Consider the following 19,012-nt stretch of genomic DNA (forward strand, 5'->3'; position numbering starts at 1 on the left):
CGAATTATAGAATTGAGGTGAGTAAAGTGATAGGCAAACCAGCTTCATGGACGTGCAAACATGTCTTGAAAAACCCATTGTACAGCGACAGTATTTACGGCTTACTGGCGGAATGGGGTGAACGGTTAATTCAAGAAGACAATTTCACCGAGCTGTTTAAAAGAGATAATCAGAAGAAAATATACATAACCATTGACGATATATAAAAAAATATATATTATTAAAAACATCAGATGGAATATGTGTATAAATATATAATATTTTATATAAAAAGTCAACTTTGCTTATAAATTTATATAATAAAGCAAGACTTATGGTCAAGTCTTGTTTATTAATTACATGAGGGGTGGAAAAATGAAGTTTGTATGTTCAGTCTGTGGTAAAACCTACGGGGCAGATGAGTTGGTTATAAGTTGCTCTTGTGGTGGCTATTTAAAATTAGCTTTTCCTTTTCAAACCCTGAAAAAAAAGGATATCGTCACCAGTGACCATTCCCTATGGCGCTATGAGAAGGCCTTACCGTTTCCTAAAAGCGAGATTTTCGCTAGCTTGGGTGAAGGGATGACCCCCTTGGTGCAGGCAAAGTTAAACGGTGTTTCGCTGCTGTTCAAAACGGACTATGTGATGCCAACAGGTTCCTTCAAGGACCGGGGCGCGGTCATGGTAATCAACTATTTGAAAAAGCACGGGGCTGCCCGGATTGTAAACGATTCTTCCGGTAATGCTGCCGCATCTTATGCCGGGTATTGCGCTGTAGCGGAATTGGCCTGCGATATTTTCGTCCCGGCTGATACCTCTGATGGTAAGCTTACCCAGATTGAAATGTATGGAGCACGCGTTACCAAAGTGCCGGGAACACGGGATGATGTCACAATAGCGGCTAAAAAAGCAGCTGAAGAGTCCAAAGGAACGGCCATTTACGCAAATCATAGCTGGCATCCGCTCTTTCTACAGGGTACCAAAACGCTGGCTTACGAGATTTGGGAGCAGATGGGCTGGGATGTACCGGATAATGTAATAGTACCGTTTGGCGGCGGGAGTTCGCTGATTGGATTATACTACGGATTTAGTGAACTACTGTCAGCGGGGGAGATAACGAATATACCGCGGCTTTATGCAATTCAGTCGCAAAATTGTAATCCTCTGTACGCCATATATATTGGCAAAGAGGATAGTGCACAATGTTTGCCAACTTTAGCGGAAGGATTAGCGCTGGCAAAACCGGTAAAAAGATATGAAGCGTGTGACATTGTGCGAAAAACAAAAGGAGCGGTCGAGGTGGTCAGTGAAGAGGAAATCGTAACGGGGCTACGCTTGGCAGCCAAAGTCGGCTTCTATGTGGAACCTACCACAGCGGTTGCTATTGCCGGTACAATTCGTCTCCTCCAGAACAAGGTGATTCAAGCTGATGAAAAAACGGTGGTTCTACTTACAGGAAGCGGGTTAAAGGCTACAGATAAGATTGCTTCAGTTATGAAATCCTAGTTTGCCGCTTAAAACAAAGAACAAGCGGGCGGTGGCTTTGAACGCGGAAAATGATTTGCTAGCTTTTCAATCTTGTAAATAGTTTTTGAATATATGCCATTGGTGGTACGTCTATATTGATATAAGAGAAGGCTTGGCTTGCAATATTTACCTGTTTCTATTTTCTCTGCTGAATGGATTGCTTTAGGTGAAGGCAAAGACAAGAACAAGTATAAATCCTTCACCCAATCTGAAAAAAGAGTTCCATGTTTATTTTTAATAAGTTATATTATCCTTGTTATAGCTATTATTATTTATAAATTTGATGCAATTATTAATTTTATAAAATGATATATATTGGCTTGATGAAAAATATAGGGATAGGAAGGGATTTTGTTTTTATTACCTCATGTGTGACGAATCAATATTCCTGTTTTCGTGGTTGTTTGAAAATCCTAACGGGAATACTAACGGGATAATAGGCGGGATAGAGATTTATATAAATTCTGGCGAGAGAGTTTGATTAAGCCGAACATGTTAGAAGGAGTGCTGAAGAAACTTTCAGTGACTACCCATCCGTAGATGGATAGTTACGAATTTATTTATAACTCCTGCATGGACAAATTTTCCATGCAGCTTTTTTCTTATCCAGGGCAATCTAACCATATAAATTATTGGGAGGAATACATATGGAAACAACGCCCTACTATGATCCTAAGACCAAGAATCACGATGTAAACAGTTGTCATACCAACAAGCCCAATCGTTTAATCCATGAGAAGAGTCCATATTTGCTTCAACACGCATACAATCCTGTAGATTGGTTTCCTTGGGGTGAAGATGCATTCAACAAAGCACAACGGGAGAGTAAGGCTGTCTTTTTGTCCGTGGGATACTCATAGCTATGCTTGTAAATGGGGTTCTACGAGTCGACATGCCATTGGTGGTACGTCCGTAAAAATCACAAATTTGCTTATCCTAATCTGATAAAAATAACGAGATCCTACATTACTTACGCTAAGTTATGCAGGATTTTTTTATTGTGAAGAGTAAGGTAAATATTAATACAGAATATTGTTAATTTGGAGGTTATATGAGAATAACTGTTTTACTAATGGTATTACGTGATAAGCTATCTAAAGGAGTTGTTTTTTATGGATGGAGATGAAGGCGGATATTATAATAAAGAAATTGCAAATTATACACGCAAAAAACCTTTCAAATGCGAGGTTGGTGAGATTAAACTTTTATTAAATGGTGATACTATAGAAATTTTTGAGTTTAGTTTTATTCCTTCTAAAAATATGGGGAAGCCTCCAAAATTGCGATTAGAATTGAAACTTAATTTATCACAGCATTTAATTATTTTTGAGATGGTTAATCTCCCCAAAGAAGGTTTTTCTCTTATTAGAGCAATGAGTGTAAAAGGAAATATATTGTATGAATCATCGAAGTGGAGCATTAAGGATTTATGTAAATGGACTGGCGAACATGTAAAATATAATGAAGAAGAAATCAAGGAATTGACTCAAGTAGTAACTCGAATCAATACGTTTTTAAAAAATAATATAAAAGAAAGAAAAATGATAGATAATAAAACAAATACGTCTATAAAGAGTTGCAAATTAATCAATGAGAAAGATAAAAAGCTTGTGTCGGAAAAAATTAGATTCTCAAGTAAAGAAGTATCAATGATAAAAGAATTATCCTTAAGGTTTTGCAAAGAAGTTGAACCTTTACACCCGTTTAATAAAAAAAAGTGGTTTCAAGGTGCTTACCAAACAATGCAACGCACCAAAAAAGGGGGTGTAGCCGCCGAAATACGAGAAAATATAATGAATTACATCTTTTTAAATATTGCTAATTTACGAGTTATAGAGCCGAGTCAAGCTAATTTTGATGAATGGTTTTATGAATGCATATACTATATAAGTAATATTGGAAATCTTACATTTGGACAAGGACAAAAAATAGTTAATATACTCTTGAAATATCATTATTGTTATTACAATGCCGAGTTAAATCAGAAATGGAATATAGAATATGATTACTTAAAATCATTTTTTCGTTATTTTCATGCTCCGGTAGATGGTATTATACTTAAAAATTTAAAACGCAGATTTAATGATAATAGAATTAACTTTATAAAAATATCCCAGACACCGAAGTTCGTTATAGGTTCTGAAGAATTTCCATGGTCGAAATTAGATAACATCGATTACTACAGAAAAATTCAAGATTATATAGGAGAGCTAACAAGGTTTCACTCGTTGGTAGATAATAAGCTTGCTTTTGAAATGGTTGAGCTCTGGTTGTAAATCTAACACAGGGGATACAACGGTACCACGTCATGTTATGGAACGATTTTAGTGACATGTTTTAGAACAACTGATAAAGCCTTGAAAACATTGGATCTAAAGGCTTTTTCCCTTTTATAAACAGTTTTTAAATGCCATTAGTGGCATGTTCAAAAATAGTAACATTTTTCGTTAGAATATTTGATTGTAACAGGAAAAATTATGTAAAATGAAGAAAGATAGCCTTATCCTATTTTTAATTAAGGATATGACTATCTTTTTTAATTAATTTGTTTTGGAGGATATATGAAAAAGTATGATCGCAATGCATTGATTGAAATTGAGCAATGGAAAAATCCACCTAGAACATTTCTTACTAAAGTAGCAGATACAATAAATAAACCTTTAAGTAAAGTTGGAGAAATAATACTAGATAATAAAGTTGGGGAGGTTATTTCTAATTCTATACAAGGAATTATATCTTTGTTAAATGATGCTTCTTCTTGGAGCGTTCGAACTGATGCAATCTTTAGGGAATTTGAAGACAATGGATATTCAGTAAAAACAATAAGTGATATAGAAAAACTTCAATTGGAGGAGGTTGATCGAGTAGTAGGATTTTTAGGTGCTAAATATAAAACTACAGCTTTTGCAGAAGGTGCTGCGACGGGTGCTGCTGGAGGTCCAGGTATAGCTGCAGATATACCTTTACTATTTGGAATTGCCCTTAGAGCAATAGGTGAATATGCTACATATTATGGCTTTGATATAAATAGACAAGAGGAAAGACAATATATTTTAGATATTCTTATGCTCGTATCATCGCCTACTCAGGCAGCTAAGCAGCAAACAATGGTTGAGCTGACAAAAATAGCAAGTGCTGTTGCGAAAAAGAAAACATGGAAAGAAATAGAGAAAATTGGTTTGGCAACAACGCTTAAAAAAATAGGCGAACAATTAGGATTTAGGATGACAAAAGCAAAATTAGGACAGATCGTGCCAATTTTTGGTGCAGTTGTTGGTGCAGGGTATAATACCTATTTTATAAAATGTGTATGTGATGCGTCATATTTTTTATACAGAGAGCGTTTTTTAGCACGAACTTATGATTTTGAAATAGAATCGAAACTAGGGTAAATATATCTCGATTATAAATCATAAAATTCGTATTTTGGCGCCATAAGCTGTGATATATTGATTTAGTTAATTAAACGAGGTATGGAAAATTCGTGCTGGATCTGCAAGGTGGATAACCATCGATGGTATAAGACTACTTCAGAGGTTGTTAAAACTGTAAAGTCACTAAAGGGGGCTTACTCGTGTCTTTAAATTATGTAGAGCTTTCTGAAAAATATCGTCCTACCCGGATAAACACACTATTAATTGGGGAAGCCCCGCCACCTTGTGGTACAAAATATTTCTATTTGCCTCAGAAACTTAAAAGCAATATCTCTATTAGAGAAGATCGCTCATTGCCAGCAACTATTTTCTGGCATTACTTTCAGAGAAGACCTCAAGATGAGCAGGAATATACAGTGTTATTAGATAGACTAAAAAATGCGGGTATATTTCTCGTAGATATCTTGGATGAGCCGATTAAGATTAGGGGGAACAGGGAAAATGAGGCTAAGTTAGTTGCTGAAATCCCCAATTTGAAAAATAAGCTAGAGAATAGGAAAATTATCATTTCTGAAGAAAAAATGATTTTTTTACTGGCTCGAAATACATATAAAAAGATTATTAAAAAATATTTTAAAAGTGCATCGTTAATTCCGTGGATCGAATATCGCTTGAATGCTGAGGCAACGAATATCAAATAATATAAGTTGCATTTTGGAGAATTTTCGTATTGCCTTGTGGAATCATGCCTACAGTTCAATATATTCCTATTAACTCTACTATTTAGGTGTTTCTAAGGGCTCAGGGTGATTCTGACTTACACCTAAAATAGACATTGGTCAAATTATTGACCAATGTCTATTTTGGGTTTTCCAACGGCATCGTGGCATGTCATGTAAGTGAATTAAGGAGGTGCAAAATTAGATAAATCAAGAGCTCAGAGTTTGCTCGATTTAAAAGCTACGTTATCTAGTGGCATGTTATAGAAATAAATTGAGAGAGGCTCTATAGCATATAAATTAAGGACTTATCGTTCGTGAGGAGCGTATTTTTTCAATGACATGTAATGGAATAAGAAATGACATGTCATAGAACAGAGAATGGAGCCTTGCAGAGCCTGGTTTTACTGGCTTTTTAAGTTTGTAAACAGTTTTTGAAGATGACACTGGTGGCACGTCCGTAAAAGTAATATTTTTATATTTGCCTTTTAAATTAGTTGTTGCAAAAGTACATACCTTCGATTCTTACATTAGCTTTGCCACCGAAAAGAACCCTATTATTTAATGTCTTAAGCCAAATCATGTTGTAAGCCGAGTATTCACTATTTTGCTCAATGGAAATAGGTCTGCCATCCCACATATTATACTTCAGCATATAATAACCAAATGCTGAATTTCCAGAGCCGGTGGCCTTATCTTCTAGGTACCCAAATTTGGGAGCAAATACTCGTGTTCTGATTTTATTGTTGCTATTAGACACCTCTGTTGTAAATGAAAGTACAATATCAATTGAATGATTTAAGCAAAACATTTTTAACAAATACTCATCAGGAGAAATCGAAAGCTCATTATTAAGACTGGAAATAGGAACAATTAGTGTTTTTAGTCCAGCGTTTATAAGTTCTATCGGATATTCTCTGGAAATTGCCTGCGGAGTAATTTTGAGAGCATCAGATACCAAGCTAATATTCAAATCATGGGTCAAATATTGTGGTTCCGGTGAAGTTATAAAAACTGCGTCTAAAGAGTCAATTTCATTATATACAGTTAGACTACTATGTTTTGTGTAAATTGTTATCTGAGGAATGTGCGTAAGATCTTTGGTGCCTTTTAGTAAGCTGTATATACAGGCAATTGTACCATGACCACAAAAGTCCACTTCACATTCGGAAGAATAATATTTTAGCCGATATTCTTTATCTTTTTGTGGAGTGCAAAATACTACTTCAGACACAAAACCTTTATGTTCTTTAGCAATATTCAGCATTTCTATGTCTGTTAGTGTCTGGCCTTTTTCAAGGTAAATGCACGCAGCAGGATTGCCTGTTGAAACTTCAGTTGTAAAAGCATCAATTTTTTGGTAGTTTAATTTTTTCATAGTTTTTGACCTGCTTTTTCACGGGATAAAGTAAAGGCTTCAACACATTCATCAATATCAGCTATAGTAGTTTGCCAAGAGCAAACACTTATCCTGATTACAGGCTCATTATTCCATATAGCACCGCCACACCAGCATTTCCCACTGGATTGTATATTCTTAAGAGTGGCATTTGTTTCTTGAGCAGACTTACATTTTATGAGAATTTGATTAAAAACAATATCGTTTAAGACCGTAAACCCTTTTTGTGATAATCTATCTGCAAAATATTTAGCATTTTCGCATAGTGTGTCGACAAGATCACCGACGCCTGTTTTACCAAGGTATTTGAGTGTTGCCCACAATTCGATGCTTCTTGCGCGTCTTGACATTTCAGGAGTATAAAGCATTCCGTCTCTAAATTCGCTGTATTGTATATATGATCCGGTGGTTTGCATCGTGTTTACAATTGCTGAACGGTTTTTACATAAAACAATTCCACAATCATATGGGGCGTTAAGTGTTTTATGAGCATCCGTAGACCATGAATCTGCTTTTTCAATACCTTTTAGTAAGTACTGTTTACTTTTTGAAGCAGCCGCCCACAGTCCAAAAGCTCCATCGATATGTACCCATGCATTTGCTTTGCCAGCAATATCACATAACGTATCAATTGGGTCAAAAGCTCCACTGTTGACGTTCCCCGCTTGTACAATTAACAGCGTGTTACTGTATACAGGAGGTAGCTTATCAATTATTATACGGCCCTGATTGTCAACAGGAGCAAGTTGTACACGGCCTTTTCCAAGACCCAGCAGAGATAATGCTTTAAATATCGATGAGTGTGCCTGCTCGCTAAGTACTACTTGAATGGGAGGCGCACCAAAAAGCCCTTTTTCATTTACATTCCAGCCTTGTCTTGAAAGAAGTTGATTGCGGGCAGTTGCAAGGGCACATATTATTGCAGTCGAAGAGCCGCTAACAAAGCCAGCTGCCGTACTTTTTGGTAATGCTAGTAAGTCTATTAGCCATTTTTCACATATCTCTTCAAGCTTTGCAGATATTGGGGACATAACAAAAAGTGCACTGTTTTGATCCCAGGTGTCGGACATCCATTTTGATGCAAGTGCAACAGGAAGAATTCCCCCGCATACAAAGCCAAAATATTTTCCGCCACCTTGTACGGAAACTGCATTTGATCCATATTTATGAAGCATGTTAAGTATTTTAGATGGGGAATTTGATTCTTCGGGCATAGATTCCTCAAATTCTTCAAGTTTTGATAATGCTTCATTTGACGGATATACATCCATTTCTGGCGATTTATCTATGTAATCGTATGCGAAGTTCTTTGCCTGCTCAAATAGCTCTTTAGAGTACAATTGATTTTTCATATCAATTTGCAAGTTTGTTTCTTTCATAGGATGTCTACCTCCATTTTTATAATTGTATGACTATATACGTATTATGTGTTGACATTGTACCCTTGTCAATACATAATTGTATGTATTACAATTATTGTAGGAGTGGATAATATGTGGAACTTGAAAATAATAAATACAGACAAATCTCTTTATTTTGCAATTGCGGATGCCATAGAGAGGGATATTCAACTTGGAATACTAAAATCGGGTGATAAAATGCCAACTCATAGAGATTTGGCAAAAACAGTGGGTGTCAATGTAACAACAATTACAAGAGCATATAAAGAAGCTGAGAAACGTGGTCTGATTACTGCAACTGTTGGTAGCGGTACATTTGTTACAGCCGATTTAGGATACAATCCATCGCTTATTAATACTGATGAAAACGAAAAAAAGTTAATTGAAATGGGACTTGTTTTACCACTTTATGGAATAGAACCGGATATCAAAACACTTTTGGAGAAAGTAGTCCATAACAAGAATCTGAATGAATTTATGAAATATACACCACCACAGGGAATTAATTGCCATAGACAGATAGGTGCAGATTGGATAAGACGATTTGGGATTAACGTTGCTGCTGAAAACATAATTGTAACAGCCGGTGCACAACATGCTATTAATTGTATCTTGTCGTCTGTTTTTGAACAAGGTGACCGTATTGCCGTTGATTGTCTTACATATCCGGGTATAAAAACAGCGGCGAAACGTTGTGGTATACGACTTGAAGCAGTACCAATGGATGAAGAAGGAATGATGCCGCAGGGACTTGAAGCTGTTTGCAGTCATAATGATATTAAGGGTATTTACACAGTCTCTGGCATGCAGAATCCGACAAATGCAATAATGTCAGAACAAAGGCGTAATGAGGTTTCGCAGATAATAAAAAGAAATAATCTTATACTGATTGAAGATGATTTATATGGTTTTTTGGTAAATGGAGAAGTGAGTACTTTATCTGAAAACTTGCTAGAACAAAGTATATATATTTCTGGTATTTCAAAAGCCTTTTATGCAGGCCTTAGGATTGGATTTGTTGCTGCACCAAAAAAACTATGTAATAGAATATCACAGGCCGTGGTAGATACAATATGGATGGCATCTACGCTTAATGCGGAGATTGCTTGCGAGTGTATAAATAGTGGAGTTGCAGATGAAATAATAGATTTAAAACGGGCTGAAATAAAAAGAAGAGCTTTGTTAATGAAAGATAAGCTACAATGCTATGACTATAAATATGCACCAGGTAGTATGTTTGCATGGTTAAAACTTCCTGACCATTGGAGCAGTAGTGAATTTGAAAAAATGGCTAGTGATAATGGCGTTAATGTCATTTCTTCTGAAAAATTCACTGTTGGAAGTGTTGCTCTACCAAATTATATCCGGATATCATTGTCTGGTGCGGAGAGCATTTTAGAATTTGAAAAAGGTCTTGATATTTTATTAAAGGTTCTTAACCGTGAACTTGGAACAGCTATAGGTGTTTTGTGATTTGTGAGTGTCATGGGGATAGGGGTGGCGACAATCAAAACAAAGGATGTCGATAACCACGTCCTCCTGACACGCTGTGATAATCATAGCATGTAAAGGAATGAGAAATGACATGTCATGGAACGGACTATGAGGGTTTACGAGGCTTGGTTTTACTGGATTTTCAAGCTTGTAAACAGTTTTTGAAGATGACACTGGTGCCACGTCCGTAAACCGACATAGAACCTTTGAGGCTATATACCGCAAAGATTTATGGGATATAATATTTATGAAAAAACATGCTGAAAACGACTGCCTTTTAAATCAAGTGGTCGTTTTCTTATTTGGCAGGGTTCTGTACCTTTTTGAGGAATATGATAAATAGTTTTATTAATAAAAAATATTATTATGTACTTTAGGATACTGAAGAGAGGCTTTACTAATGGATAAATTAATTAATTCTCCTTATATGTTTTTTAACCGCACGGAATGGGAAAATTTACGAATGGCTACGCCGCTCCCATTATCGGAAGATGATTTAATTCGAATTCATGGAATTAATGAGAAAATTTCTCTAGACGAAATATCACAAGTTTATCTTCCAATATCTAGACTTTTAAATTTATATGTATTAGATACACATAAGCTTTATAATGTAACTAATACATTTCTTGGTACTTTAGCAAAAAAAGTTCCGTACATCATTGGTATTGCTGGTAGTGTTGCTGTTGGGAAAAGTACAACGGGGCGTATTATTCAAGAGTTATTGAAAAGTTGGCCAACCAAGCCAAGAGTTGATTTAGTTACAACAGATAGTTTTTTATATCCTAACGCAGTATTGGAAGACCGAGGCATTATGAAGAAAAAAGGGTTTCCAGAAAGTTATGATGTTCAGCAATTAATGGATTTTTTAAGAGATGTCAAATCAGGTTGCTCAGATGTTAAAGTTCCGATATATTCTCATTCATTTTATGACATTATTCCTAACAAATTTAAAGGCATAAGTACTCCAGACATCTTAATTATTGAAGGACTAAACGTTTTACAGACACCCAAGGTAGATTATATGATTTCTAAATCCCATTTATATATTTCTGATTTTCTTGATTTTTCCATTTACGTTCATGCAGATTCAAAGAATATTAAGCAATGGTATATTGAACGATTTCAGATACTGCGTCGTACTGCCTTTCAAGATAAAACTTCATATTTTCATCGTTATGCTCAGATGTCAGAGAAAGAGATAGAATTATTGGCAGAAAAAATATGGGATGAAATAAATGGAGTTAATTTAGAGGAAAATATTCATCCGACGATGCGACGTGCGCGCTTGATTATTAAGAAGGGAGATGACCATTCCGTTCAAAAAATATGTTTGCGAAAGTTATAACCATTTTACTAGGAATCCGCTGTAAAACCAAGTGATATGACGCCCAATATTGACAGTAGGGAACCTCCGATATAGTTGTCTAAGCTTGATTTGGCTGTATTGAGCCTTTTAAAAGGTACAAACATTTTTCCACGTCCGTAAAAGAGCCATATTTTATTAGATACTGATTATGGATTTATCTAGCATATTGCCATTTCGATGAAAATAATAGTATCAAGATATAGAATGTGTATAGTGTTCATAAAGGGCATCACATAATTATGTAGATGTAAAATGGGCAGACAATAATAATTTGGTTGTATATTACAGTTATAATAAAGAATTTATTAAGCGATAAGGTAAAATGTGGAGGTCGTATAATGATAAAGAGGAACATGAATTATCTTGAAAAAGCTATGAAATTACAGAAGCAAGCTGATAAGGTTATTAAAGATCTTCAGATTAGATGCCGATGGGAATTGGTGGGTAAGACCATATTAGTAGGTTCGGCTAGTTTTGGTCTAATGACCAGCCCTAATTTGGATTTTGAGATTTATGTGGAAGAACCAGATGTTCGTATAGGCTTTGATACGATACGTGAATTTGCATCTATTTCAGGAGTGAAACAAATTCAATTTCACAACTTTATGGGGACATACGATCCAGGACTTTATTGGCGTATTGATTATCAAGACCAACAGGGTCTTGTGTGGGATATTGACAATTGGCTTGTGCCTTTTTGCCACCCTTATGCTGGAATGGCTGATAGTTTTGCCAAAGCGATGAAACGGGCATTAACTGATGAAACTAAACAGTTTATTTTAGAGATAAAGTCCAAAGTGTCACCAGAAAAAAAGTTTCGTGGAATAGATATTTATAAGGCAGTTATGAGTGGTGGAGTACGGAACAGAGAGCAGTTTGAAAAGTGGATAGCAAGTAATCCTCCTGTTGAAATGGAAACATGGCAGCCGTCTGTATAGACGATATCCAGAGTTTGAAAAACGAAAACAGGGTCGGTGGTTCTTTCAATTTGTTATATTTTTATTAAGGAGAATTATTTAAATAATAATCATATTAATAAAACAATAGCGATATCTCTTGATTACTCAGGAGATATCGCTGTTGTTATTTTTTTCTTCCATTGGCATAAAAAACTTGATGACATCTACCTCAAGCCCATCAGCAATAGCAAACAAAACGTCCAATGAGTAGGCTTTAGTAGAATTGGGTGCTTCGATCTTGCTTAAATAACTTTTACTAATGCCTATTTTATCTGCTAGTTCATCCTGAGAGAGTCCTTTCTTCATACGGTAATATGCAATTTTTTTAGCGATCTGCCTATACCGCTCATCATAGCTCGTCTTCATAAGTCCGTTCACCCCTATATACATAAAAGTATAGGGGCGTTTTAATTTTCTCACATTACACCTATAGTGAAATAAAAATCTGCCAATTTATTGCACTTATAGTGAAATAAAGATATAATAATTTTAGCATTAATTTACATATAAAGCATTTTCCGATAATTATTTGACATAAAATGATTTTGTTTACGTTTATCTTGTATTTGATATAATCTATTATATAGGAATAATTTTCCAATTTTAATATGAAACCGCTTATAGACGGTAACATATAGTATTTTCATAATCAAGGAGGAACCTATGAAGAAACTAAGCACCTTACTTTTGGCCTCAATGATAATGGCCACTGGTACAACTTCTGTTTTTGCAGAAGAAATTAGCGGAAAAGATGCTACAGTATCTATTACTAATGCTCTTATTTCGCAAGAAATTCAAAACGTTAAGATTAACAACAAAGCTTGGTTGGCTCGAACGGATATTCAGCTTCAAATGGACAATAATATGAAGCCCACGCTTTCGATCGAAACCGTTCAGCCTTTTCATCGAACGGATACGGAAGCTACATTTTATCAATTGCGTGTAGCCCGTAATCCACAAAATGGTACAACTACCAACATTGGTACAGGTTATCGTCATGTAACAGATGACAAAAATACTCTAACCGGTGTAAATCTGTTCTATGATCGTGCCTGGAAGTATGGTCATGAGAGAGTTGGCCTTGGTGGCGAATATTTCCATGGTTTACTGGAAAGTCGTTATAATATCTATCATCCGATTTCTGGAGAGAAGTTGGTAGATGCAATATCAGCTACTTATGAGAAAGCGATTAGTGGAGCTGACTATGAAGTAGGTATGCCAATTCCTCATATGCCATATATGAAGATTTTTCTCCAAGGATATCAGTGGGACTATCAATACAGTGACGATGTAAAAGGGTACAAGCTACGTAGCGAAATTCAAGTGACTCCTCAACTGCAATTAGAAGTAGGGTATTCTCATGATAATTACGTCAAAAACAATCAATATGTAAATCTGATGTATACATTAGGCCAATCCGGCAAAGTGGCTATGCTCGAAGCGGGTAAACCGATCATTCGTCGGGAACGTTGGGAAAAAGTAGATAATTCGAAACGGTTGCTGGATAAGGTAGAACGGGAAAATGACATTAGGGTGGAACGGTATTCCAAGCAAGCAAATGGAATCATCGTATCACTGACGAATTAGGAGGAAACTAGCGAATGAAGAAATCATTGATTATCATATTGACTTGTTTTATGGTAAGTTTATTAATTACACCAGCCTTTGCAGCTCCAGGGGATATTACCAGTATGAATGTCGCGATTAAGGAAATGCAAGTATATAATGAAACAACCAATCAATGGGTTACCATTTATTCGACAGGGGCACCAACCACTCTTGATATAGTAAACACAAACCTGTTTAGCAGTACGACAATCAATTTGCCAGCAGGTCATTATACATATCTTCTGATTACGCAAAATCCCGCAATGAGTTGGACTGCAGAAACAACAACCGGGATTGTGAATAAAAACGTAGATAAAAGCTCTGATGGTACCCCTAGTTTCAATAACAATACAGGTTATGGAATGAGCGGGGGACATTATATGAAAGCTGGATACGTAAACTTTACGATTACTCCCAATACAACTCGTTTGAATATTAAATTTGGTGCTACAGTCAATTCCACTACAGGCGCATTGAATCAGCCAGTATTTCAAGTTCAATCATACTAATAGAATTGCTTGAAATGTGTCAAATCAATCGATGGTATAAGGCATGAATAATAGGAATAGGACGTAGAGAAATATATAATCATTCAGTAATAAATTCCTATTAACTGTACTATCTAAAGTGCTTCTGGGTATTCAGGGTAATTCTGAGTAGTATGCAGAGTATAGTTAAGAACTTTCGTCAATAAATTGACGGAGGTTCATTTTTTTTGTTTATCTAAGCTTTGTCATTTAGCGGCAAACTACCGTTTACGCAGAGACCGTACTTGATATAATTATTATATAGGAAATAATTTACAATTAAAGCGAGGTATATTAACTATGAGCAGTTATATTCGAGAGGCACTTTCAGGAAAAGTATTGGCATACTTAGATGGTGAATATGTACGAAATCTATCTGGTGAAGTACTAGTATCAATTGACGGCAATTATGTTCGGGAAGGTGTGAGTGGTGGTCGAGTTTTAGCATCTTTGGATGGCGAGTTAATCCGAGAAGGTGCATCGGGAGGTAGTATTATTGCTAGTATAAGCGATAATTATATTCGTGAAGGAACAAGTGGCGGTAATGTGATGTTTGAGGTTGATCGTTATTTATCTAATGTTGAAAAATGCGCATTGGCAATAGCTGTAGTAATGATTTGAAGGCTGGTAACACCTAGTATATATAGATTTAATTGGGAGTAGTCGAAAGGATATTTTAATATGTTGTCGAATCCCCTAGTTATACATTCTAGGGGGGACGATTATGGTTGTAGATGATAAAGATTCTAAAAAAATGATTCAACTTGCCCGAGAGGGGAAGGGAATCAAAGAAGTATGGGAAGAAGATTTTTCTAATTATGATTATTGGGATGTTTATTGGACAATAAAGAATGGTGGCGTTACCGCTGCACGGGAAATAAAAAAACAAATAACAATGAAGTTGAACCAAATAACGTCGGAATCTACTGAGCGCCAAAAAGAGTTAATAGACGAAATTCAAGAACTAATTTGGCAGTTATACTCAAGTCATAAAGAAAATCGAAAGAAATTAGAGGATATACGTAAAGTAATAGGTTAGAATGGTTAAGCAAGATTGCAAATTTGGCTATGGCTAGAAAGTAATTCAGACAATTTAATATCTATATATTACAATAGAAACCGTCTCAAAAAATGATGAGACGGTTTTTTTATATTAACAAATAGTTTTGTTGAAAATTTTTGCGAATTTTAAAAATTGAATTGTTTTTTTTCTAGAGAAAAGATTTTTAAAAGTGTATGATAAGGGCATTGAAAGGGGGGATTAAAGATAAAAAAGGTTTGGATTGATGAGAATAAAAGGATAATGATTGAAAAATTTGTTTTGCCATTTCACAGAATACACGAATTAGCAAATCGTTATCCACTAATGAGTGAAGAAGAAAGGGAGGTTTTAAAACAAAGCTTACTAAAATCTGGACAACTAAATCCAATCTATTTGTTTGATAACGAAATTATCGATGGACGCAATCGTTATTTAGTTATGAAAGAGCTAGCTGAAAAAGGACAGTTGTCCTTTAAGCCAAAGATAGAAACTTATCCATGTAAGAAAGAAGACCTGCCTACAATTGTAGAAGCACTTAATGTCCATCGTAGGCATTTATCGCCTAGCCAAAAAGCTGCGATTGGCGTAAAAAATTATCTACCAATTCAAAGACAATTGGCACAGGAACGCCAGCAAAAGGGGGTTAGCTTAAATTTAAGCGAAGGTGGTAAAACAGCAGAAATAATTGCAAAGATGGTTGGGGTAAGCACTACATATATTGAGAAAGCAATAAAAGTCATAACTGATACAGAACTATTTTCCTTACTCGAAGATGGAAAAATTAACGTTGTAGATGCTGAAATTGTTGCTTCGAATGCCACTCCAGAACAGCGGCAAGAGATAATTAACAAAATAATGCATGATGGAAAGGGGGTCAGATATAATATTTCGTTAATTACCCCAAGGAAAAAACAAAAAGTTAAAATTGCTGAAATTCAACAACCATTACTTATAGTAATGAAAAATTTAGATGGAGATAATGATAAGACACAGTTAATAAAAGAAAAAATTCGAGAGTTGAGAGACTTGTTAATATCCGCAGGTGTTGAGAACTCCGAAATTTGGTATCAGCCAACTGATGAAGGCAACAGTGCTTTTAAAGGAGAGTTAGAAAGGTTATATAAAAAAATACAGCCTAAACGGTTGGGTGACTAAGAAATTTCAATATAGAAGTAGAGCTTATGATCTTTGACAATTAAATAGCAGCGAACAGATAGACCAAAGGCTTAGGTGGAAAGCATAGTTCCTTCTACCGGTCTGTCCATTTTAAATTTTAGGAATATTCTGATTTTATGTAAGTTAAATCTAAAATAGTTAAGGAGAGAAGAGAATATGGAAAATGTTGAATTTGATAATGCAAATATTACTAGTGAAATGAACTTAAGGCAATTCGTTGACACAAGTAATGAAAGCGACATGCAAAAATTAACGGACGGAAATTCTCCTAACGAATCAGCCTCAAATAATATTACTTCGTACTTTGGTCCCGTATATGAGACCGTTGAAAAATTTACTGCTCATCCGTTTGCTAATATTTATCCAGATACTACTCAAGCAGAATATGAAAGCCTTTTAGAAGATATGCGGATACATGGGCAATATGAACCTATTATTATTTTTGAAGGCCAAATTGCTGATGGTAGGACTCGCCAAAAAGCTCAACAGGAATTAAATCACCCTATGTTAGCAAATGAATGGTTAGGAACACCAGAAGACTTGTTGAACTATCTCTATGCTAAGAGTCAGCATCGTAATTTGACTAGTCAACAGCGGGCAGTAGTTTCTCTGCAATTTCTTGAAGTTGAAAGAGAATTAGCTAAACAGCGTAAGGGAATGCGGACGGACTTAGCACATATTGTATCTGCTGTTAAAGGCAGAGCATCCGACATAACTGCTAAAAAGCACGGAACCAATCGAATCTATTTAGGATATGCTGAAAAAATTCAAGAAAATGCTAAAGAGTTGCTGGAATTTGTAAAAAGAAATGAAATTCCTATTACTCAGGCAAAATTGCTTGCAGAGTCAATTGATAACCCTGAGCAACGACTTGAAGCTGTTGCAAAATATAAAAAAGACAAGAAATCTATGAAAGCTATTATTCGTGCTATCAAATTACCAGATGACACGAGTGAGCCAAAAGATGGTAAGGAAACTTCAGATATTATTCCAGCACTCATGCTATTCCAAAATATGCATTTATGGCAAGATCAAGAAGTTGCGATGAAAAAAATTCAGCAAATTGCAGAAATCTTAAATATTAATAACCGTGAAATCTGGTACGTTCCAGATAATGATAAAAATACTACAAAGAAAATATTAAAGTTAGTTCAAGCGTTTAATAAAAAGATAGCAAAAATTAATAGATTTTCTTCAGATGGTAGCCCCATTAAAAATTTGTTAAAATGATGCTTAATTTTCTTTATCATATAGCAGTCAAGGGTTATTATAACTATTTTTAATAAAAGGGGGTGGTTACCTTGATTGTTTAAAAATGCAAAGCATTTAATGTTATTCCGCAATTAAATATAAAAATTTTTTAAAAAGAGAGGAAAAAATGGCAATGGAATTAAAAGAAAAAAACTTTAAAGTAATTGTGTTAAAAAATGTCCAGGTTCAAGAAAAAAATGGTCAGTACGAAATTAATGCAGAAACACTTAATGGAAAAATTATGAATATATCAATTAATGAAGCTTTACTTGACGAATTAAATAAATTTAAGATTTATGATACGGTTTTTATTTATCAACATCGTAGTAATAGGGAGTGGAAAGTAGATGGCTTTTTACCTATTACAATAGGTAGAACAAATTTATTTGACATAGAAGGAGCAAAATCTCTAAAAGAAAAAATTAGTGTAATTAAAGATATCAGGAATTTGTTTGGTGATATATCTCAATTAGATTTTAATAATCCCGATGACATGTTGTTGTTATGTGGAGCTTTTATATGTATTGCTCATGATTATGAAAAAGTGAGAAAACATTTATCTATGTCCTTAATTTATAAAATGCTTGAAATTGGTGGTAGAGCATCATGGCTATATAATCAAGGCGAAGTATGCATATTTTAGTTGAATTTAACAGTAAACGTAATATCAAGTTTTCACAAATAATTATAAACAATTTTTACAAAAAGGCGGTGGTTATCGAGTTATTAAAGATAAATAAAAAGGCCAGATTAAGCATTGCCGTGCTTATCCAGCCAAAGTTAAAACTATTAATTAGATTATACTATGGTGTCTAGCTGCTCTGCAAGGAGCAGCTAGGTAATAACTAAAAGAATGGAGTGTATGCTGTATGAATGTTATAAATTTAGCCGATTATTATCCAAAGAAATTAATATTTTGTGGCGACATACATGATTTTTCTGTAAATATGGTAGATGGTAATTTAGTGCTTTGTGTAAATCTTAATAATGAAGACTTTCGCTTTATGAAGCTAAAGGAGACGTTGTCGCTATGGTCTTTTCATGAAGCAAGTAAAATTTTATTAAATGCAATGATTGGAAAAATACCTATTTGCATTCATGCAGAATATGTTGATGACTTTACATATCACATCAATGATATTGGGTACTATGTACAAGATAATTAAGTAATTGTAAAGGAGAGAATAG

Annotated in this window: 20 protein-coding genes; 17 read left to right on the forward strand and 3 right to left on the reverse strand. The window is 35.0% G+C overall.

Annotated elements, in window-relative coordinates:
• The first annotated feature begins 17 nt into the window (after positions 1–17).
• The 6 genes from ABFC84_03985 to ABFC84_04010 all read left to right on the forward strand — a co-directional run bounded on the left by ABFC84_03985 (position 18) and on the right by ABFC84_04010 (position 5,581).
• Positions 18–206: a hypothetical protein gene (locus tag ABFC84_03985; protein MEN6411913.1), complete on the forward strand. Its 189-nt coding sequence runs from the start codon at positions 18–20 to the stop codon at positions 204–206.
• Positions 207–354: 148 nt separating this feature from the next.
• A complete protein-coding gene (gene thrC, locus ABFC84_03990) occupies positions 355–1,485 on the forward strand; it encodes a threonine synthase (GenBank protein ID MEN6411914.1) in 1,131 nt (376 codons plus the stop codon).
• A gap of 668 nt (positions 1,486–2,153) precedes the next feature.
• The gene (locus tag ABFC84_03995; protein MEN6411915.1) at positions 2,154–2,366 is read left to right on the forward strand and encodes a DUF255 domain-containing protein; all 213 of its coding nucleotides are present in this window, start codon (positions 2,154–2,156) and stop codon (positions 2,364–2,366) included.
• 252 nt (positions 2,367–2,618) lie between these two features.
• Complete coding sequence (locus ABFC84_04000; GenBank protein ID MEN6411916.1) at positions 2,619–3,782, forward strand: hypothetical protein; 1,164 nt, start codon at positions 2,619–2,621, stop codon at positions 3,780–3,782.
• Positions 3,783–4,067: 285 nt separating this feature from the next.
• On the forward strand, positions 4,068–4,898 hold the full coding sequence (locus ABFC84_04005) for an EcsC family protein (protein MEN6411917.1): 831 nt from the start codon (positions 4,068–4,070) through the stop codon (positions 4,896–4,898).
• Between the two features lie 182 nt (positions 4,899–5,080).
• Positions 5,081–5,581, forward strand: coding sequence for a hypothetical protein (locus ABFC84_04010; protein ID MEN6411918.1), 501 nt, complete (start codon positions 5,081–5,083; stop codon positions 5,579–5,581).
• Positions 5,582–6,092: 511 nt separating this feature from the next.
• Here the strand turns inward: ABFC84_04010 and ABFC84_04015 are convergent.
• A complete protein-coding gene (locus tag ABFC84_04015; GenBank protein MEN6411919.1) occupies positions 6,093–6,977 on the reverse strand; it encodes a PhzF family phenazine biosynthesis isomerase in 885 nt (294 codons plus the stop codon).
• Positions 6,974–8,377: an aminotransferase class V-fold PLP-dependent enzyme gene (locus ABFC84_04020; protein ID MEN6411920.1), complete on the reverse strand. Its 1,404-nt coding sequence runs from the start codon at positions 8,375–8,377 to the stop codon at positions 6,974–6,976. Before ABFC84_04020 ends, ABFC84_04015 begins: the two co-directional genes overlap by 4 nt.
• Before the next feature lie 114 nt (positions 8,378–8,491).
• Here ABFC84_04020 and ABFC84_04025 point away from each other — a divergent pair, with 114 nt between their 5' ends.
• From ABFC84_04025 to ABFC84_04035, 3 genes are all read left to right on the forward strand, one after another.
• Entirely contained in the window at positions 8,492–9,871 is a 1,380-nt protein-coding gene (locus ABFC84_04025; GenBank protein ID MEN6411921.1) for a PLP-dependent aminotransferase family protein, read from the forward strand.
• Between the two features lie 421 nt (positions 9,872–10,292).
• Complete coding sequence (coaA, locus tag ABFC84_04030; protein MEN6411922.1) at positions 10,293–11,240, forward strand: type I pantothenate kinase; 948 nt, start codon at positions 10,293–10,295, stop codon at positions 11,238–11,240.
• Positions 11,241–11,599: 359 nt separating this feature from the next.
• Positions 11,600–12,199 (forward strand): hypothetical protein, encoded by a 600-nt coding sequence (locus tag ABFC84_04035; protein ID MEN6411923.1) that lies wholly within the window; start codon positions 11,600–11,602, stop codon positions 12,197–12,199.
• A 126-nt stretch (positions 12,200–12,325) separates the two neighbouring features.
• Here the strand turns inward: ABFC84_04035 and ABFC84_04040 are convergent, their stop codons facing one another.
• Positions 12,326–12,640, reverse strand: coding sequence for a helix-turn-helix domain-containing protein (locus tag ABFC84_04040; protein MEN6411924.1), 315 nt, complete (start codon positions 12,638–12,640; stop codon positions 12,326–12,328).
• Positions 12,641–12,883: 243 nt separating this feature from the next.
• Here ABFC84_04040 and ABFC84_04045 point away from each other — a divergent pair, with 243 nt between their 5' ends.
• From ABFC84_04045 to ABFC84_04080, 8 genes are all read left to right on the forward strand, one after another.
• Positions 12,884–13,807, forward strand: coding sequence for an inverse autotransporter beta domain-containing protein (locus ABFC84_04045; GenBank protein MEN6411925.1), 924 nt, complete (start codon positions 12,884–12,886; stop codon positions 13,805–13,807).
• 14 nt (positions 13,808–13,821) lie between these two features.
• On the forward strand, positions 13,822–14,337 hold the full coding sequence (locus tag ABFC84_04050; protein MEN6411926.1) for a hypothetical protein: 516 nt from the start codon (positions 13,822–13,824) through the stop codon (positions 14,335–14,337).
• A gap of 318 nt (positions 14,338–14,655) precedes the next feature.
• Positions 14,656–14,976 (forward strand): hypothetical protein, encoded by a 321-nt coding sequence (locus ABFC84_04055; GenBank protein ID MEN6411927.1) that lies wholly within the window; start codon positions 14,656–14,658, stop codon positions 14,974–14,976.
• Positions 14,977–15,079: 103 nt separating this feature from the next.
• Positions 15,080–15,394: a hypothetical protein gene (locus tag ABFC84_04060; GenBank protein MEN6411928.1), complete on the forward strand. Its 315-nt coding sequence runs from the start codon at positions 15,080–15,082 to the stop codon at positions 15,392–15,394.
• 327 nt (positions 15,395–15,721) lie between these two features.
• Entirely contained in the window at positions 15,722–16,552 is an 831-nt protein-coding gene (locus tag ABFC84_04065; GenBank protein MEN6411929.1) for a hypothetical protein, read from the forward strand.
• A gap of 177 nt (positions 16,553–16,729) precedes the next feature.
• Positions 16,730–17,803: a hypothetical protein gene (locus ABFC84_04070; GenBank protein MEN6411930.1), complete on the forward strand. Its 1,074-nt coding sequence runs from the start codon at positions 16,730–16,732 to the stop codon at positions 17,801–17,803.
• Positions 17,804–17,951: 148 nt separating this feature from the next.
• Positions 17,952–18,467, forward strand: a complete 516-nt coding sequence (locus tag ABFC84_04075) for a hypothetical protein (protein ID MEN6411931.1) — start codon at positions 17,952–17,954, stop codon at positions 18,465–18,467.
• A gap of 226 nt (positions 18,468–18,693) precedes the next feature.
• Positions 18,694–18,990 carry a hypothetical protein gene (locus tag ABFC84_04080; protein MEN6411932.1) on the forward strand — a complete coding sequence of 99 codons (297 nt, stop codon included), beginning with the start codon at positions 18,694–18,696 and terminating at the stop codon, positions 18,988–18,990.
• Positions 18,991–19,012 lie beyond the last annotated feature (22 nt).

The sequence above is a fragment of the Veillonellales bacterium genome (assembly GCA_039680175.1).
GTDB lineage: Bacteria > Bacillota > Negativicutes > JAAYSF01 > JAAYSF01 > JBDKTO01.

What these genes read in the sequence shown, in the direction of transcription:
- thrC (MEN6411914.1), top strand. Translation starts at nt 355, where the DNA reads ATGAAGTTTGTATGTTCAGTCTGTGGTAAAACCTACGGGGCAGATGAG.
- ABFC84_03995 (MEN6411915.1), top strand. Translation starts at nt 2,154, where the DNA reads ATGGAAACAACGCCCTACTATGATCCTAAGACCAAGAATCACGATGTA.
- ABFC84_04000 (MEN6411916.1), top strand. Translation starts at nt 2,619, where the DNA reads ATGGATGGAGATGAAGGCGGATATTATAATAAAGAAATTGCAAATTAT.
- ABFC84_04005 (MEN6411917.1), top strand. Translation starts at nt 4,068, where the DNA reads ATGAAAAAGTATGATCGCAATGCATTGATTGAAATTGAGCAATGGAAA.
- ABFC84_04015 (MEN6411919.1), bottom strand. Translation starts at nt 6,977, where the DNA reads ATGAAAAAATTAAACTACCAAAAAATTGATGCTTTTACAACTGAAGTT.
- ABFC84_04020 (MEN6411920.1), bottom strand. Translation starts at nt 8,377, where the DNA reads ATGAAAGAAACAAACTTGCAAATTGATATGAAAAATCAATTGTACTCT.
- ABFC84_04025 (MEN6411921.1), top strand. Translation starts at nt 8,492, where the DNA reads ATGTGGAACTTGAAAATAATAAATACAGACAAATCTCTTTATTTTGCA.
- coaA (MEN6411922.1), top strand. Translation starts at nt 10,293, where the DNA reads ATGGATAAATTAATTAATTCTCCTTATATGTTTTTTAACCGCACGGAA.
- ABFC84_04035 (MEN6411923.1), top strand. Translation starts at nt 11,600, where the DNA reads ATGATAAAGAGGAACATGAATTATCTTGAAAAAGCTATGAAATTACAG.
- ABFC84_04045 (MEN6411925.1), top strand. Translation starts at nt 12,884, where the DNA reads ATGAAGAAACTAAGCACCTTACTTTTGGCCTCAATGATAATGGCCACT.
- ABFC84_04050 (MEN6411926.1), top strand. Translation starts at nt 13,822, where the DNA reads ATGAAGAAATCATTGATTATCATATTGACTTGTTTTATGGTAAGTTTA.
- ABFC84_04055 (MEN6411927.1), top strand. Translation starts at nt 14,656, where the DNA reads ATGAGCAGTTATATTCGAGAGGCACTTTCAGGAAAAGTATTGGCATAC.
- ABFC84_04060 (MEN6411928.1), top strand. Translation starts at nt 15,080, where the DNA reads ATGGTTGTAGATGATAAAGATTCTAAAAAAATGATTCAACTTGCCCGA.
- ABFC84_04065 (MEN6411929.1), top strand. Translation starts at nt 15,722, where the DNA reads ATGAGTGAAGAAGAAAGGGAGGTTTTAAAACAAAGCTTACTAAAATCT.
- ABFC84_04070 (MEN6411930.1), top strand. Translation starts at nt 16,730, where the DNA reads ATGGAAAATGTTGAATTTGATAATGCAAATATTACTAGTGAAATGAAC.
- ABFC84_04075 (MEN6411931.1), top strand. Translation starts at nt 17,952, where the DNA reads ATGGCAATGGAATTAAAAGAAAAAAACTTTAAAGTAATTGTGTTAAAA.
- ABFC84_04080 (MEN6411932.1), top strand. Translation starts at nt 18,694, where the DNA reads ATGAATGTTATAAATTTAGCCGATTATTATCCAAAGAAATTAATATTT.